We start from the raw sequence: 14,849 nt of genomic DNA on the forward strand, positions 1-14,849 counted from the left end.
AAGCGTGTGCGGGGGCGGTCAGCGGGTACTGCTTGGAGCACTGGTTTCCCCCAGTGTGAGCTGTGCATCACACCGCTGCACAATCTCCCGGTCGTGCGTGGCAATCACCACGCACGCACCTTCGCGGGCCATCGCCCACAAATGATCTAACACCATCTGAGCGTTGGCCGGATCCAGCGCGCCCGTCGGCTCATCCGCCAGTACTACCTGCGGCTTACGGACAAGAAGACGCGCCACCGCGACCCGCTGCTGCTGCCCACCTGAAAGCTGATGAACTACGTCCCTCCCGCGGCCCTCCAAACCGACTTGCTTCAGCAGGTCATCGTAAAACGACCGAGGCCGTGCGCCACGCGCAGCCAACCGCAGGTTGTTGTACACCGACTCATTGTCCACCAGGGCATAGTCCTGGAACAGGTAGCCAATGTAATGCGCGCGGGCTTTGCGCCGAAGCCGCTCCGAGGCCCGGCCCAGCTCTACCCCGTCAATGCTCAAGGTTCCAGAATCGGGCCTATCCAAACAACCAAGGCAGTTCAACAATGTTGATTTTCCGGCACCGGATGGCCCGGTGAGTGCAGTCACACTACCTGCGGGAAAATCCACACTCATGTCCGACCAAAAGGTTCGGCCAGCGATCTTCTTTGAAGAGTTGTGAAGAATAATCATGGTTGCGTCACCGTCCGAGGGGTAATCATGCGCGGCAAGACCGCCATTCCTATACACACAGCCAACAGGTTCACAGCACAGATGATTACGAGGGACAGCGGTGTCAGCGCAAGTTCGCCGAATAGATCTGGATCAACGAACTGATTTTTAGCCAGTTGGCTCAACCGCCATTGCCGCCACAATATCCAACCACCGCTTGTCAACACCATAGCCACCACGATGGGAAGGAATAGTGCCAACCGGGACCTGAGACTGTGTCCCAATAGATACTGCACGACGAGCCGTTGGTGGAACGCCACCATCACCGTGACAACTCCTGCGAGCAGAACCCCGACATACACCAGCACCGCAAGTACCGCCGAGAGGCCATCTGAGATGAGCTGTTGTCTCAGTCTAAGACCTTCCGCATGCCAGCGCTCATACGCGCTCCTGCGCTCCGCGACTAGGCCGCGCAGCTGGGGGTCAGACATAAATTTTTCAACATCGCGGTCCTGTGAGAACAGGATTTCTTGCTGGGTCAGCGCAGCGAGATTGTCCCCCGGCCCGCGTTGCACAGACTCTCCATCTGGGATAACCAACACCAGTCCCGGCTTTTGTACCAATGAAGATCCCAACGCCCCGCCAGACATGCCATAGGTAAATAGCTCGGTGCTCAGGTCCGGAAGAGTTCGGCAGCCTTGCTGGTCTATGTAGTGGGAAATCTCCTGGAAATTATGCACGTCAGCACGCCCAATAAGCACACAGTCATCCGGCCGAAGATGCATGTCCTGGCCATGTATCAAGGCAGTCCTCGCCGCAGAGTAATTCACCGTATAGGCAGTTTGGGAGTTAACCGCGGATCCGGAATCTAGATCGTTGTATGATTTCCGCATCGTCATCACACCGCCCGTGCGTGCCAGGGAGGCAAGAGTGGAGTTTAACGCATGGTCGATACTGTCATAGTGAGCTTCAGTTGTTGCCCCGGTCACCTGAATCATCACTGGCTGGGCACGGCCCTCCCACAGAGGTTCTTCCACCTCTCTTCTGTGCACATCCTGGTACAGCACGCCCGCAAAACTCACGACGGAAAACGCTGAGATGGCAGTAACAGAAAATATCAGTAGCAAACAAGCGATCACAGGAGCGATTGTCAGTTTGCCCTTCAACGCAGAAACCAGCGGCGTGTAGCTCAAAGCACCTAATCCCAGAAGCCACGCTAGAACCGCAACGGCGAGGAAGCACCACAGGTACGCAAACCAGAAGGAAAGATAGTCACTCCACAAGGTGCGATCTAAAAGCGAGCAGATGGCAACGATGCTCAATCCCACACTGACCGCAATCGCTGTCAGCACATGCCTCCATTGGAGAAGGACGGTTCTGAGACCTGCCCCCACCAGACTACGGCCATGCAGCCGTTGGATAGCCTGCTCACGGGATTGTAGGAGCGCACCTGCGAAGGAAAGGAATGCAACCAACGACAGACAGGCAACTATCCCCTTGATCCAGCGGGCGAAACTGAAGGTGAAGTAGTCATCGTCAAGATCGCGGGTTTCATACCCCAGCTCGTTCGCCAGGTTTCGGATCTCCTTTCCCATGGCAGGAGAGGAGCTCCAGAAGGTATTGCCCTGCCCATCGCCTTCAAGTTGGTCCAGGGGCTTAACCGCGACAGGTGGGGCCATGGGAGGACTCGGGTAGCCATTTTCTAACCACTCTTGACCGACACCACCACGGGATACATAGGTGGTGTAGTGGTCCCCCTCATAGCGCAAAGCCTGGATGAGTTCGTCTTTAGTCTCGGAAAGGTGCTCCAGTTCTTGAAGCAGATCTGGGGCCGTCCCCTCGCGCAGGGCTACGACCTGCACCGGCGCGCGCATGTGCGCCACCCCATCCGAATGCAGGCCAATCTCAATGAAGAAGCTCAAAGAAGAGTTGAGCAATACGATGGCCCATATCAGCAATACCGTAAAAGTACGCGGCTTCGACTTCATCAGTACGCCTACCTTTAGTCATCAGCAGTTGATGCACGAAGCCTGCTGATTCCCACCTACCAAAGCATCAGCTGCCACACCCATAGGAAACCCCCTTTCGGGGGCACGTTCACTTCCGCTTCCGCGGAGCTACTTCACAAACCCGACCGCGTAGCGGGCAATCGCCAACTCCTCATTGGTGGGCACCACGAACACGCGGATGGCGGAGTCGTCGGTGGAGATCTCCCGGGGGCCGTCGTTAGGCAGCTTGTTGCGCTCCGGGTCGATCTTAATGCCGTAGGACTCCAGGCCGGCCAGGGCATCGGCACGCACGTCCTGGTCGTTTTCGCCCACTCCAGCGGTGAACGTAATGGCGTTCACCCGGCCCAGCGCGATCATGTAGGAGCCGATGAAGCGGCGCAGCTGGTGGATATAGATGTTGTAGGCCAGCCAGGCATCCTGGTCCTCGGCGTCGATCATCTCGCGCAGCGCGCGGAAGTCATTGACACCGGACAGACCCTTAACACCGGAGCGCTTGTTCAGCAGCTCATCGATCTCATCAATGCTCATGCCCGCATTGCGGTGCAGGTGGAAGACAATGCCGGGGTCGATGTCACCAGAGCGCGTGCCCATGGCCAGGCCGGCCAGCGGGGTCAGGCCCATCGAGGTGTCCACGGCCATGCCGCCGCGGATGGCGGCGGCCGAAGCACCGTTGCCCAGGTGCAAGGTGATCTGGTTGACCGCACCGGCGGGCATGTCCAGCAGCTCAGGAACCTGCTGGGAGACGTACTCGTGGGAGGTGCCGTGGAAGCCGTAGCGGCGGATGCCGTTTTCTAGCGCCACATCCTTATTCACCGCATACAGGGCGGCTGCCGGGGGCAGGGTGTGGAAGAAACCAGTGTCAAAGACGGCCACGTGCGGGATGTCCGGGAACATCTCGCGCGCCACCTCGATGCCGTCGATGTTGGCGGGGTTGTGCAGCGGGGCCAGGGGGATGAGGTCGCGGATCATGCCCAGGATCTCATCGGTGATCAGCTCCGGGGCGGAGAACAGGATGCCGCCGTGGACCACACGGTGGCCAACAGCTATGACCTCAACCTGCTTGGGGCCGCAGCCGTGTTCCTCCATGAGGTCAAAGGCCATCTTCAACCCGGCGGAGTGGTCCGGGATTTCGCCGTGGGTGGTGAACTTTTCCCCGCCGGTCTTTAAGGTAATGGCGCCTTCCGGCTCGCCGACCTGCTCGACCAGCCCGGAGACAAACGGGTCTTCGGTGGCGTCTGCGTGGGGGTCAACCAGCTGGAACTTGATGGATGAAGACCCGGAGTTTAAAACGAGAGCGTAGGACATTTACTTGTTTCCTCCTGCCTGGATGGCGGTGATGGCGACGGTGTTGACAATGTCCGGCACGGTCGCGCCGCGCGAGAGATCATTGATCGGCTTGTTCAGGCCCTGCAGGATGGGGCCAACGGCCAGGGCGTCGCCGGTGCGCTGGGCGATCTTGTAGCCGATGTTTCCGGACTGCAGGTCCGGGAAGATGAACACGGTGGCCTGGCCTGCCACTGCGGACTCCGGCGCCTTCTTGGCCGCCACGGAGGGCTCCACGGAGGCGTCGAATTGCAGCGGGCCGTCCACGGCCAGCTCGCCGTCGAGGGAGCGGGCGTGTTCCACAGCGGCGGCGACGGCCTCCACGTCCGGGCCCGCACCGGAGGTGCCGGTGGAGTAGGACAGCAGAGAGACCTTGGGGTCAATGCCAAACTGGGCGGCAGTCTTGGCGGAAACCACGGCGATCTCGCCGAGCTGTTCGGGGGTGGGGTTGGGGTTGACGGCGCAATCGCCAAACGCCCACAGCCGGCCCTGCATGACCATGAGGAAGATCGAGGACACCACGGAGGCGCCGGGAGCGGTCTTGATGATCTGGAAGGACGGCTTGATCGTGTGGGCGGTGGTGTGCGCCGCGCCGGAGACCATGCCATCAGCCAGGCCCTTGTGCACCATCATGGTGGCAAAGTAGGAGATGTCCTTCATGGTCTCGCGCGCCTGCTCCAGGGTGACACCCTTCTTCTTGCGCAGCTCCGCGAACTCGGCGGCGAAGTCCTCCACGTAGTCATTGTGCTGCGGGTCGAGCAGCTGCGCGTCCGCCAGATCGAGGTTCAGCTCGCCGGCGCGCGCGCGGATCGCCTCCGGGTCCCCCAGGATCGTCAGCTTAACGACGCCCCCTTCCAGCAGCTGGTGCGCCGCCTGCAGGATGCGATCATCATCGCCTTCCGGAAGCACGATGTGCGAGCCCGTCGTGGCGGCCTGTTTGAGCAGCCACGCCTCAAAGGCCTCGGGCCCCATGACCGGCTGGGCCGCTTCTTCGGCGGCCGCGCGTAGGGCGTCAGCGGTGAGTTCGTCGGCGGTGAGCTGGGCGGCGACCACCGCCTTGCGGGAGGCGGCGTGCTCGGCGGCAAGCTCGGCGGCGGGGCCGGGGGCGTCGATAAGCAACACCAGTGGGCTGCCGAGCGCGGCGGCAACGCGGGCATCAAAGTCCACCTCACCGGTGCCCAGCAGCAGCGCGGGGCCCGCGGCGAGCAGGTCGGCGTCCAGCAGCCGGGCGACGGAGAGCTCCTGAGCTTGCAGATCAATGACCGTCCAACCCAGCTGTTCGGCCAGCGCCGTCGCGTTCACCCCCTCGAAGTTCCGGTTGACCAGGGACAGCAAGCAGGAGTGCGGCTGCGTCATTAAAAGCCTTTCATGGGGTAACTCAAGAGACGTATCGCTGCCAGCAAGGCTGCGGGGCGGCGGCAGTGGCGCGCGCAGCGCCCGAAATTCTTTGCCCCTTGTCAAGGGCGTATGTGGCCTGCCCCACGGCGGCGGCGCGTGTGTGACCGCGAACCATCCTACTAGCCATATCCCGCACCGTGAAATGCTCGCACCCTTTCCCCAGGCAGGGCGACCTCAGTACTATGGACACGGCTGAAGCCGGCGGGCAGGTCGACGCCGAAACGCACCGGCCCCGCCCCCGCCACCACACCGCCCCGTGAATCGGACGACTACACAAAAGGAATGATCACCACGATGTCAGAGCAGTCCAGAGCCTTGCGCGTCGCCGTTGTTGGCGCCGGCCCCGCCGGAATCTACGCCTCCGACCTGCTGGTTAAGGCAGATCAGGACGTCGCCGTGGATCTCTACGAGCGCATGCCCGCCCCCTTTGGGCTCATCCGCTACGGCGTCGCCCCGGACCACCCCCGCATCAAGGGCATTGTCACCTCCCTGCACCGCGTGCTGGACAAGCCGGAAATCCGCCTGCTGGGCAACATCGACGTCGGAAACGACGTCACCATCGAAGAGCTGGCCGACTACTACGACGCCATCGTGTTCTCCACCGGCGCCACCGGCGACCGCGACCTGCCCATTCCCGGCTCTGACCTGCCCGAATCCTACGGCGCCGGGCAGTTCGTGGGCTTCTACGACGGCAACCCGGACTTCACCCGCGACTGGAACCTCGCCGCCGAATCCGTCGCCGTGGTCGGCGTGGGCAACGTGGGCCTAGACATCGCCCGCATCCTGGCCAAGACCGGCGACGAACTGCACGTCACCGAAATCCCCGACAACGTCTACGAAGGCCTGTCCGGCAACGCCGCCAAGGAAGTCCACATCTTTGGCCGCCGCGGCCCCGCCCAGGCCAAGTTCACCCCCATGGAGCTCAAAGAGCTGGACCACTCCCCGACCATCGAGGTCATCGTGGACCCCGAGGACATCGACTACGACGCCGCCTCCGAAGAAGCCCGGCGCGCCTCCAAGTCCCAAGACCTGGTCTGCCAAACGCTCGAACAGTACGCCATGCGCGAACCTAAGGGCGCTCCCCACAAGCTTTTCATTCACTTTTTTGAGTCCCCCGTGGAAATTCTGGGTGAGAATGGTCACGTTGTGGGCTTCAAGACCGAACGCACCGAACTCGACGGCAACGGCGGGGTGCGCGGCACCGGAAAGTTCACCACCTGGCCCGTCCAGGCCGTCTACCGCGCTGTGGGCTACCGCTCCGACGCCGTGACCGGCGTGCCCTTCGACGCCAACAAGGCCGTCATCCCCAACGACGGCGGCCACGTCCTTTCCGCCCCCGACGGCGAGATCATCCCCGGCCTCTACACCACCGGCTGGATCAAGCGCGGCCCGGTGGGCCTGATTGGCAACACCAAGTCCGACGCCAAGGAAACCACCGAGATGCTGCTGGCAGACTTCGCCGCCGGCAAGCTCGACGCCCCGGAGGCCGACAAGGACAACCGCGAAGCCGTGGTCGAGTTCCTCAAGTCCAAGGGCATCGCCGTGACCACCTGGGACGGCTGGCACCGCCTCGACGCCGCCGAGCGCGCCCTCGGGGAGGCCGAAGGCCGCGAGCGCAAGAAGATCGTCGAGTGGGACGAGATGGTCTCCCACGCCGGCGCCGAGTACGAAATCTAGCGCTCCTGGGGCTTAAGCCTGCTGGGCCTGTGCCGGCTCCGGCTCCAGCACCGCGCGCAGGCGCTCCACCACCTCGTCCGCGTGCTGCGCGGCCAGCACGTCCTCACGCAGTGACGTACGCGTGAGCGCCTTGGCCAGCCGCGCCAGCACCGCCAGGTGCTGCTTGCCCGCGTCCGCGGGCACAACAATGAGGAACACCACCCGCACCGCGGCGCCATCCGGGGCGTCCCACTCCACACCCGGCTCCTTGAGGCGGGCCACCGCCAGCGTCGCCGCCGTGACACCGGCCGTGCGCGCGTGCGGGATGGCCACGCCATCGCCCACAGCGGTCGACGACAACTGCTCCCGCCGGGCCACCGCCACGCCCACATCCCGGGCATCGCCGATACGGCCCTCGGCAGCGGCGGCCTCAATCAGCGCCGCAACCACGGACTCTTGGGAGGTGGCGGGGGCGTCGAGAAGCACCACCTGCGGACTGAGCACCGGCACCTGCGCCTGCTCCTGCGGTGCGGCGGCCGCGTGCCGACGCCGCGAGATCCCCGCCCCCACCAGCACCAACACGGTAGTCACGGCAACACCGCAGCCCATCGCGGCAAAGAAGCCAACCACATTGTCCACCGCGCCAAGCACCGCCACGATGGGCCCGCCATGCATGACGTGATCGGTCGCGCCCCACACCCCCGCCAGGGCACCTGCCACCGCACCGCCGATGACGTTCGCCGGGATGACCTGCAAGGGGCGCGACGCCGCCAGCGGAATCGCCCCCTCCGTGATGCCAAAGAACCCCATGAGCAGCGCCGCCACGCCCGAGTCGCGCTCGGCCTTATTGAACCAGCCGCGGCGCAGCAGCGTGGCCAGGCCCACCGCCAGCGGCGGCACCGCAATCGCCGCGGCCACCATGCCCATCGGGTGCGGGTTGCCCGCCGCAATCAGCCCGCCGCCGAAGAGGAACGCCGTCTTATTAAACGGCCCGCCCATGTCAAAGGCGATCATGGCGCCCAGCACGGCGCCCACGATGACCACCGAGCCCTCGTCCATGCCCTGCAACGCGGTAGTCAAACCCTCAAACAGGCTGGCCAGCGGGTGGCCGATGACATAGATGAACGCCAGACCCACCACCAGCGTGGTGATGATCGGGATGACAATGATCGGCCAAATCGGCGCCACAAACTTACCCACCGGGATCTTGCGGATCCCCAGCGCCACCACGCCCGAAAGCATGCCCGTAATAATGCCGCCGATAAATCCCGCGCCCGCCTGCGAACCATACAGCGAGCCCGTCACCGCAATCATGCCGGTGATAAACCCGGGCGCCAGGCCCGGGCGATCCGCAATACCCGCCGCAATATAGGCGGACAGCACGGGAACCATCAGCCCAAAGGCCAACACCCCGATCTGCTCGATGGAATGCCAGAAGCTACCCTCCGGGATGACCAGACCGGCCTCCGTGGGCTGGCCGCCCACCGACAGCGCCACCGCCAGCAGCAAACCGCCGGTGACCACGAAGGGAATCATGTGGGACACGCCGTTCATCAAGCCGCGGTAGGCCAGCTGGCCCACGTGCATGCCCGGAGCGCTCGACTGCGCGGCCTGGTCCGCTGTACCAGCACCCGCCTGCTGCACCGGCGCCTCCAGCGTGCGGCGCAGCAACCCGCCCGGGTCCTTGATCGCCGCATCAACCGGGACGGACAACACCCGCAGGCCCGCAAAACGAGCCTTATCAATCACCGTGTCTGCCGCGATGAGCACCGCATCCGCGGCCTCCAGCTCTGCATCCGTGAACGTTCCCTCCACGCCGATGGAACCGTGCGTTTCTACCCGCACCTCCACCCCGGCGCCCGCGGCGGCCTGCTGAAGCTTCTCCGCCGCCATGTACGTGTGCGCGATACCGGTGGGGCAGGCGGTAATCGCCAGCACCAATGGTTGCTTAAGTGTCATGGTTGTTAACTTAGCTAACCCCACGATCCCTGCGGGGCAGTGACTACACTTGGGGGACATGTCCGTGACGTACACCGCAGCCCCACTCGCGGAACTCAGCCCCATCGACGTACACAACCTGTACAAGCTACGGGTGGATGTCTACGTTGCCGAACAAGCCACCCCCTACGCCGAAATCGACGACACCGACGCCCACCCAGACACCCTCCACCTGCGCAGCCTCAACTCAGACGGCCGCCTCATCGGCTGCGCCCGGCTCTTCCCCACCCCCGGGCGCGATGACGACATCCACTTCGGCCGCCTGGTCATCGCCGCCGACGCCCGCCACGCCGGCCTCGGCTCAGACATGGTGCGCTACGCCCTCGAGGTCGTGCGCGAACGCTTCCCCGGCCGCGGCGTCACCCTGGAAGCCATGGCCACCCTCCAGGACTTCTACCGCGCCCTCGGCTTCCACGTCAGCGGCGAGGAATACCTGGACACCGGAGTGGCCCACATCCCCATGACCCGCCGCGAAGTCTAAAAACCCTCGGCTGGCTCCACCCGCACCGCCGCAGCCGCAGCCTTCGCCCGCTCCAACGCGGTAGCCACCGTGTCCGCCGTCGCCGTCGCCTCCGCTAATCGACGCCCCACCCGCACCCGCTGGCGCCCAAAGACCTCCACGTTGGCCTCCGGCACCGCTAAAGCCTTCTCCAGGCCCCGGTACACCACGGACTGCGCCTCCACGGGAGAAAAAATGCCGGCGGACGCACCCGGGGAGACCAACGTGACGTCGATAGGCAAACCCAACACCGCCCGGGCATGCAGGTCAAACTGCGAATAGCGCTGCGTGCACAACGTAACCAGGCCCGTATCGTGCGGACGGGCCAACACCTCAGAAAAATAGACGTCCTCGCCCGCGACGAACATCTTCACACTAAACACCCCGCGGCCCCCCAACGCATTAGACACCCGGGCCGCCACCGAACGGGCGTTATCCAACGCCGCCGGATTCATCTTCAACGGCTGCCACGACTCCGCATACTCCCCATTCCGGAACGCATGCCCAATCGGCTCACAGAACCACGTGGCCAGCCGACCCGTCTCCGGATCCACCGAACGCACCGCCAAGATGGTGACATCAAAATCAAAATCCACCATCTTCTCCACCACCACCCGACGCGACTGGCCCGACAACTCCTCCCACGCCGGACGCACCTCCTCCGGACGGCGAATCACCCGATGCGCACGCGCCCCCGGCGACTCCGCATCAGCCTTAGCCACGCAGGGAAAACCAATAGAGCCCACGGCAACCTCAAACTCCATGAGCTCAGAGACAAAACGATAACTAGCCGTAGGCAAGCCCAGCTCCTCCGAAGCCAGCCTGCGCACCCCCTCCCGATTAGTACTCAACGCCGCAGCCTTAGCACTAGGAACCACCATCGCCGTGCGCGTGGCCTCCGCCGCCTCCAACACATCCACGGCCACCAAATTGACCTCCGGGATGATGTAATGCGGCCGCACCCGCCCGATTAACTCCGTCACCGCCTCCGGATCAGACACGTCCATCACGTGCGCCACATGCGCCACCTGCTGCGCGGGAGCGTGGCGCACCCTGTCAACCGCATGGACCTCAACCCCGAGGCGCTGAAAGGACAGTGCCAATTCCTTGCTCAGCGCCCCGGAGCCAAGCAGCATCACGCGCGTGGCGCTGGCAGTCAGGGGTGTTCCAATAGTCTCCGCGTATGGCATGCCCCCCATGATAGGTCAGGGGGCGGACCCAAAAACTAACCCAGGGCCTCTCCAATGATTCGCGCCATCTGCCGCTGCCCCTCATTCGAGGGGTGCATGGGCATGGTGTGCGCCGCGCTATCCACGTACCCCACCGTCCAGCGCTGGTTGGGGTCAGGGTTACAGGAAGAATGCCCACGCGACGCGGCATAAACATCCACAAAGCCCAGGCCGTTGGCGCCAGCAGCATGGCGCAGATTGTCACTGAGCTTCTGCTCCACCAGCGTGGCCCCGGGAACCGGCACCGCAACCTGCGCGGGATCATTGGCCACACACAACCTGTCCCGGTCCGTCATCTCCGGATAACCCACCACCGTGATGCGAGCACGAGGAGCGACCTCGCGGACCCGGTTAGCAAACCACGCCACCTCCGCGCGGAAAGCCGTGGCATTCACGCCACCAGGGATCGCAATCTCCGCGCCAGTGTCCACCCACTGGAGCGGATCCATGCCGCCGTACATGAGCATGACCTGCTCGGTACTGGGACCAAGGTCCCCATAGTTAATGGCCGACTCCACGTAGGAGTAAATGTCACCGAAGGGGATGCGCCCGGTCCCGTTGCAGGACCAGTCACCCAACGACTGGTGGCGGGAATCCGCCAGCAGCTTCGGCCAGTTTTCCTTATCCGTCGCGCAGCTGGACAGATAAGACACCTGGGCCGGCTCCAGCCAGCGAGGACCGCCCTTACCGGCGTGGGCGGTGAAGGAATCACCGAAGACCACCATCTGCTTGACCCCGTCCGACTTGCCGGTGTACTCATTCCACGGGCCCGGGAAAGGCGGCAGTGCCGCAGAAGCGGGTGTAGCCAGTCCGGCGCACACACCGGCGCTTGCCACCAGGGCGGCCGCAGCCGTGGCCAGGCGCCGGAACCGTGAGTGGGGGTGAGCTGTCATGACGGGTCCAAATCCAATCTCTGCCCGGGGGCAGATCCGTGGGGAAGTTCTGTGGTATCTATCGCCGTGGCTGCGCCCGCGTTACACGACGTGGCGTGGTAACGGGTGTGACAGACGCGACGAATGTGACCAATGGTGTAGATGTTTAAAGAGTGTAGCTGGAGTATCGCCGAAACGGGGCCGATTCGCACAGAAAAACCGCCCCTCCCGGCCAACACCGGGAAGAACGGTCCTCCAATGAGCACCTGCTACAGCCGGCTACAGGTGCCCACAGTTGCCTACAGGCTAGCCGCTGCCCTCAGTCATGATAGTGGCCATACCCAGCGCTGCGCAGGTGATCGCGCGGCTTCTCCCCAGGTTTTCTTGTGAGCCTTTGCCATGCGCTACCGGATTGCACCGCAGCTTTTTTGCGAATGCCCCCCATTGAGTTGCGCGCTAAGGTCCTGCGCGCCCCCGAACTCACCGCAAAACCGCAGAGTGGGGCTGTGCGAATAAACAAACCGCCCCTTCACGGCGATTCGGCCGTGAAGGGGCGGCGGCAAGGTAGCCAGACAGCGAGAGCTGGCTTCGGCCTAGCGCAGGCCCTCAGTGATGATGTTGGCCATGCCCCGCTGGCCGGCATCCGTCGGGTGATTAACCATGGTGTGCGGTGCCTGCAGGTCAACCAGGCCCACAGCCCACCGCTGCGCCGGATCCGGGTTGCACGTGCCGTGCCCCTTGGAGGCCTCATAGACATCCACAAAGTGGGCATTGTTCGCCTGGGCGGCGTTGCGCAGGTTGTCGCGCCACTTCTCCTGCACCAGGTTCGCGCCCGGGATGGTCATCGGCGTAGACACACCCGGGGCGTTGACCGGGCACCACTGCTCGTTGGACATGTACTCCAGGTAGCTGGTCAGCGTCACGCGGGCCTGCGGAGCAACCTCACGGATGCGGTCAATGATGGTCTTGATGTACTGGCGGAAGATGGTCACATTCTGCACCGACCCCGCAGCCTGGGCTTCCTGCGCGGCATCCGCCCACTGGAACGGATCAAGGCCGCCGTACATGAGCACGACCTCCTTGGTGTTCGGCCCCAGGTCGCCGTACTTGATGGCGGTCTCCAGGTACAGGGGTAGGTGGACGCTGGTGCCGTTACAGGTCCAATCGCCCAGCGTCTTGCCCAGATCCTGAGCAACCAGGTGAGACCAGTTGAGCTTATCGGCCGCGCAGTTGGTCACCCACGGCACCTGACCCGCGTCGCTGGGGCGAGCACCCTTGTGGGCGGAGAAGGAGTCACCGAAAGTGACCAGTTCCTTACCCCCCGGGGTGTTGGTAGCCATCCCCGGCATGTTCTGGAACTCCGGCAGCGGAACAATCGGCGCGGCCGTTGCCGGGGCGGAACCCAGGCCCATGCCCAGCGCGGCAACAGTGGCAACCACTGCGGCACGCAGGGCGTTGGTGTGCTTCTTCATGCTGTTTTTACTTCCAATCGTGACAAGGCGACTACGGCAGGGAAAACTCACTTGGAAGACCTATCGACCAATGTTTCCCAACCGTTACACTCGCTGAACTCTAATGCGCACATGCCGCCGCGACAAGTCCTTATCACGGCGGCGTCTTGGGGTGCTTAGCCCAGGTAGGCGGTGATCTCCGCGGCGAAGGCGTCCGGATCATTGAGCAGCACGCCGTGGCTCGAGCCCGGCAGCGTGTGCAGCTGTCCACCCATAGCGGCCTGCATGGCGTGGTTGCCCGGCCCGGTGGTAGCGGAATCCGCGTCATAGCCCAGCAGCAGCGGGGCGGTCTTCAGCGCCGCTCCAGAGGGCATAAGAATCGGCTTGGGCAGCGGCCAACCGGCGCAGTGCTGGCCAGAGGCGATCTGGTTCTCATTGAACACAATGGCATCCCCGCCGAAGTACTTGGTCTTTTCAAACTCCTTGACCAGGGACAGGTCCGGGGCCACCCGGTTCTCATTGCACACGATGGCCCGATCCAACACAGGCATAGCCTGCGCCACGCCCAGGGAGTCCTCGACAACCTGGGCGCGTTGCTCATCGCTCAAGCCTTCCATCAGCTTGGCGTTGATTTCTTCGACTGGGTTCTCCGGCAGCGCGTTATCGCGCAGCGCCGCGGCCACCTGGGGCCAGGAATGCTGGTTGTACAGGGCCGTGTTAATCACCAACGCCAGCCACTCCTGGGACTCCTGGCGATTCAGTAGTGCCGGGAACATGGCGATCTGGCGCACCTGGTCGAGGGTGGCCATCCCCTGCCAGCCTGCCCGAATGAGCAGGTTGATCTGGCCCAAGGCGGCCTCGCCCACACTGACCCCTTCCGGCAGATCGGCCTCTGTGGCCGGCGGCGGGGTCAACGGCGCGGCAAGCGTGCCGCCGTGCTCCAGCAGGCGGGCATGCCAGGAGCGGTACACCGCCAAGGGGGTGGTGCCCAGGTGGTACTCGCCGTCACGCTGCGCGATCCAGGCGAAGAGGTTGTTCAGCGTGTCCACGCGCACCTGCTTGCGGTCCGAGCCGAGCCGGAACCACAGGGAGGTCGGGTCCACAGAGGAGTCCAGGATCACTTTGTTCGTGGACTGCGGGAACATCGTGGCAAAGGTGGACATCAGGGTTGTGCCGTAGGACACGCCGTAGAGGTTGAGCTGATCCTCCCCCAGCGCCTTGCGTGCCTCCTCCAGGTCGCGTGCGGTGTTCTCCGTGGTGATGGTGCCCACATAGCCCGGTTCCATGGACTCACAGGCCCGGTAGAAGTCCCCGGGGCTCAGCAACTGCCCATTGAGCAGCCCGGATAGGGAGGCGCACTTCGGCGGCGTGGCCCATTGATGCCCGCGCGGCTGCACGGCCACCAGGTCATAGTGCTCACGCACCTGCGGGGGCACAGCGACAGTGCCGGGATAGTTAGCCGGGCCACTGAACATTCCCAGAGCCGGGCCGCCAGGCCCACCGGGATTACCCGCGATGACGCCGCGGCGCTCACCGGTGGCCGGGATGCGGCTCATGGTCACGGAGATGCGCTCACCGTCTGGCTGGGAATAGTCGCGCGGCACGGAGATCTCAGCACATTGAGCTGCCGGATCTGCGCCGGCGGCAACGGGGCACGGGCCCCAGTTCAACTGCGGGGCGGGTTCGGCGTGCGCGGCCGGGGCAAGAAGACCGGCGCTCAAACCGGCGCAGGCAAGGGTCGCGGCGAAGCGACGTAAGGGGCGGATCATGGG

Annotated in this window: 11 protein-coding genes; 2 read left to right on the forward strand and 9 right to left on the reverse strand. The window is 64.0% G+C overall.

What is annotated here, in order from left to right; translation table 11 throughout:
- Positions 1-18: 18 nt before the first annotated feature.
- From LH390_RS10340 to pta, 4 genes are all read right to left on the reverse strand, one after another.
- Positions 19-663: an ABC transporter ATP-binding protein gene (locus tag LH390_RS10340; RefSeq protein WP_227281402.1), complete on the reverse strand. Its 645-nt coding sequence runs from the start codon at positions 661-663 to the stop codon at positions 19-21.
- Positions 660-2,630 (reverse strand): hypothetical protein, encoded by a 1,971-nt coding sequence (locus tag LH390_RS10345; protein WP_227281401.1) that lies wholly within the window; start codon positions 2,628-2,630, stop codon positions 660-662. The genes LH390_RS10340 and LH390_RS10345 overlap by 4 nt, the downstream gene beginning before the upstream one ends.
- A 129-nt stretch (positions 2,631-2,759) precedes the next feature.
- Positions 2,760-3,956 carry an acetate kinase gene (locus LH390_RS10350; protein ID WP_227281400.1) on the reverse strand — a complete coding sequence of 399 codons (1,197 nt, stop codon included), beginning with the start codon at positions 3,954-3,956 and terminating at the stop codon, positions 2,760-2,762.
- A complete protein-coding gene (gene pta / locus LH390_RS10355; RefSeq protein ID WP_227324298.1) occupies positions 3,957-5,330 on the reverse strand; it encodes a phosphate acetyltransferase in 1,374 nt (457 codons plus the stop codon).
- A gap of 336 nt (positions 5,331-5,666) precedes the next feature.
- On the opposite strand from pta, the gene LH390_RS10360 reads away from it, so the two are divergent.
- Positions 5,667-7,049 (forward strand): FAD-dependent oxidoreductase, encoded by a 1,383-nt coding sequence (locus LH390_RS10360; protein WP_227281398.1) that lies wholly within the window; start codon positions 5,667-5,669, stop codon positions 7,047-7,049.
- Between the two features lie 12 nt (positions 7,050-7,061).
- On the opposite strand, the gene LH390_RS10365 is transcribed toward LH390_RS10360, so the two are convergent.
- Positions 7,062-8,987: a fructose-specific PTS transporter subunit EIIC gene (locus LH390_RS10365; RefSeq protein WP_227281397.1), complete on the reverse strand. Its 1,926-nt coding sequence runs from the start codon at positions 8,985-8,987 to the stop codon at positions 7,062-7,064.
- 58 nt (positions 8,988-9,045) lie between these two features.
- Here LH390_RS10365 and LH390_RS10370 point away from each other — a divergent pair, with 58 nt between their 5' ends.
- Positions 9,046-9,507, forward strand: coding sequence for a GNAT family N-acetyltransferase (locus LH390_RS10370; protein ID WP_227281396.1), 462 nt, complete (start codon positions 9,046-9,048; stop codon positions 9,505-9,507).
- On the opposite strand, the gene purT is transcribed toward LH390_RS10370, so the two are convergent.
- From purT to LH390_RS10390, 4 genes are all read right to left on the reverse strand, one after another.
- On the reverse strand, positions 9,504-10,715 hold the full coding sequence (gene purT, locus LH390_RS10375) for a formate-dependent phosphoribosylglycinamide formyltransferase (RefSeq protein WP_227281395.1): 1,212 nt from the start codon (positions 10,713-10,715) through the stop codon (positions 9,504-9,506). The genes LH390_RS10370 and purT overlap by 4 nt on opposite strands.
- Before the next feature lie 35 nt (positions 10,716-10,750).
- Entirely contained in the window at positions 10,751-11,647 is an 897-nt protein-coding gene (locus LH390_RS10380) for a GDSL-type esterase/lipase family protein (RefSeq protein WP_227281394.1), read from the reverse strand.
- Positions 11,648-12,219: 572 nt separating this feature from the next.
- Positions 12,220-13,098 (reverse strand): SGNH/GDSL hydrolase family protein, encoded by an 879-nt coding sequence (locus LH390_RS10385; RefSeq protein WP_227281393.1) that lies wholly within the window; start codon positions 13,096-13,098, stop codon positions 12,220-12,222.
- A 155-nt stretch (positions 13,099-13,253) separates the two neighbouring features.
- Entirely contained in the window at positions 13,254-14,846 is a 1,593-nt protein-coding gene (locus LH390_RS10390; protein WP_227281392.1) for an alpha/beta fold hydrolase, read from the reverse strand.
- Positions 14,847-14,849 lie beyond the last annotated feature (3 nt).

Source organism: Corynebacterium uberis (assembly GCF_020616335.1).
GTDB lineage: Bacteria > Actinomycetota > Actinomycetes > Mycobacteriales > Mycobacteriaceae > Corynebacterium > Corynebacterium uberis.

Bases quoted from the DNA above. Each gene is read 5' to 3' on its own strand.
- LH390_RS10390 (WP_227281392.1), bottom strand. From the start codon at position 14,846: ATGATCCGCCCCTTACGTCGCTTCGCCGCGACCCTTGCCTGCGCCGGT.
- LH390_RS10365 (WP_227281397.1), bottom strand. From the start codon at position 8,987: ATGACACTTAAGCAACCATTGGTGCTGGCGATTACCGCCTGCCCCACC.
- LH390_RS10360 (WP_227281398.1), top strand. From the start codon at position 5,667: ATGTCAGAGCAGTCCAGAGCCTTGCGCGTCGCCGTTGTTGGCGCCGGC.
- LH390_RS10345 (WP_227281401.1), bottom strand. From the start codon at position 2,630: ATGAAGTCGAAGCCGCGTACTTTTACGGTATTGCTGATATGGGCCATC.
- LH390_RS10340 (WP_227281402.1), bottom strand. From the start codon at position 663: ATGATTATTCTTCACAACTCTTCAAAGAAGATCGCTGGCCGAACCTTT.
- pta (WP_227324298.1), bottom strand. From the start codon at position 5,330: ATGACGCAGCCGCACTCCTGCTTGCTGTCCCTGGTCAACCGGAACTTC.
- LH390_RS10350 (WP_227281400.1), bottom strand. From the start codon at position 3,956: ATGTCCTACGCTCTCGTTTTAAACTCCGGGTCTTCATCCATCAAGTTC.
- LH390_RS10370 (WP_227281396.1), top strand. From the start codon at position 9,046: ATGTCCGTGACGTACACCGCAGCCCCACTCGCGGAACTCAGCCCCATC.
- LH390_RS10385 (WP_227281393.1), bottom strand. From the start codon at position 13,098: ATGAAGAAGCACACCAACGCCCTGCGTGCCGCAGTGGTTGCCACTGTT.
- purT (WP_227281395.1), bottom strand. From the start codon at position 10,715: ATGCCATACGCGGAGACTATTGGAACACCCCTGACTGCCAGCGCCACG.
- LH390_RS10380 (WP_227281394.1), bottom strand. From the start codon at position 11,647: ATGACAGCTCACCCCCACTCACGGTTCCGGCGCCTGGCCACGGCTGCG.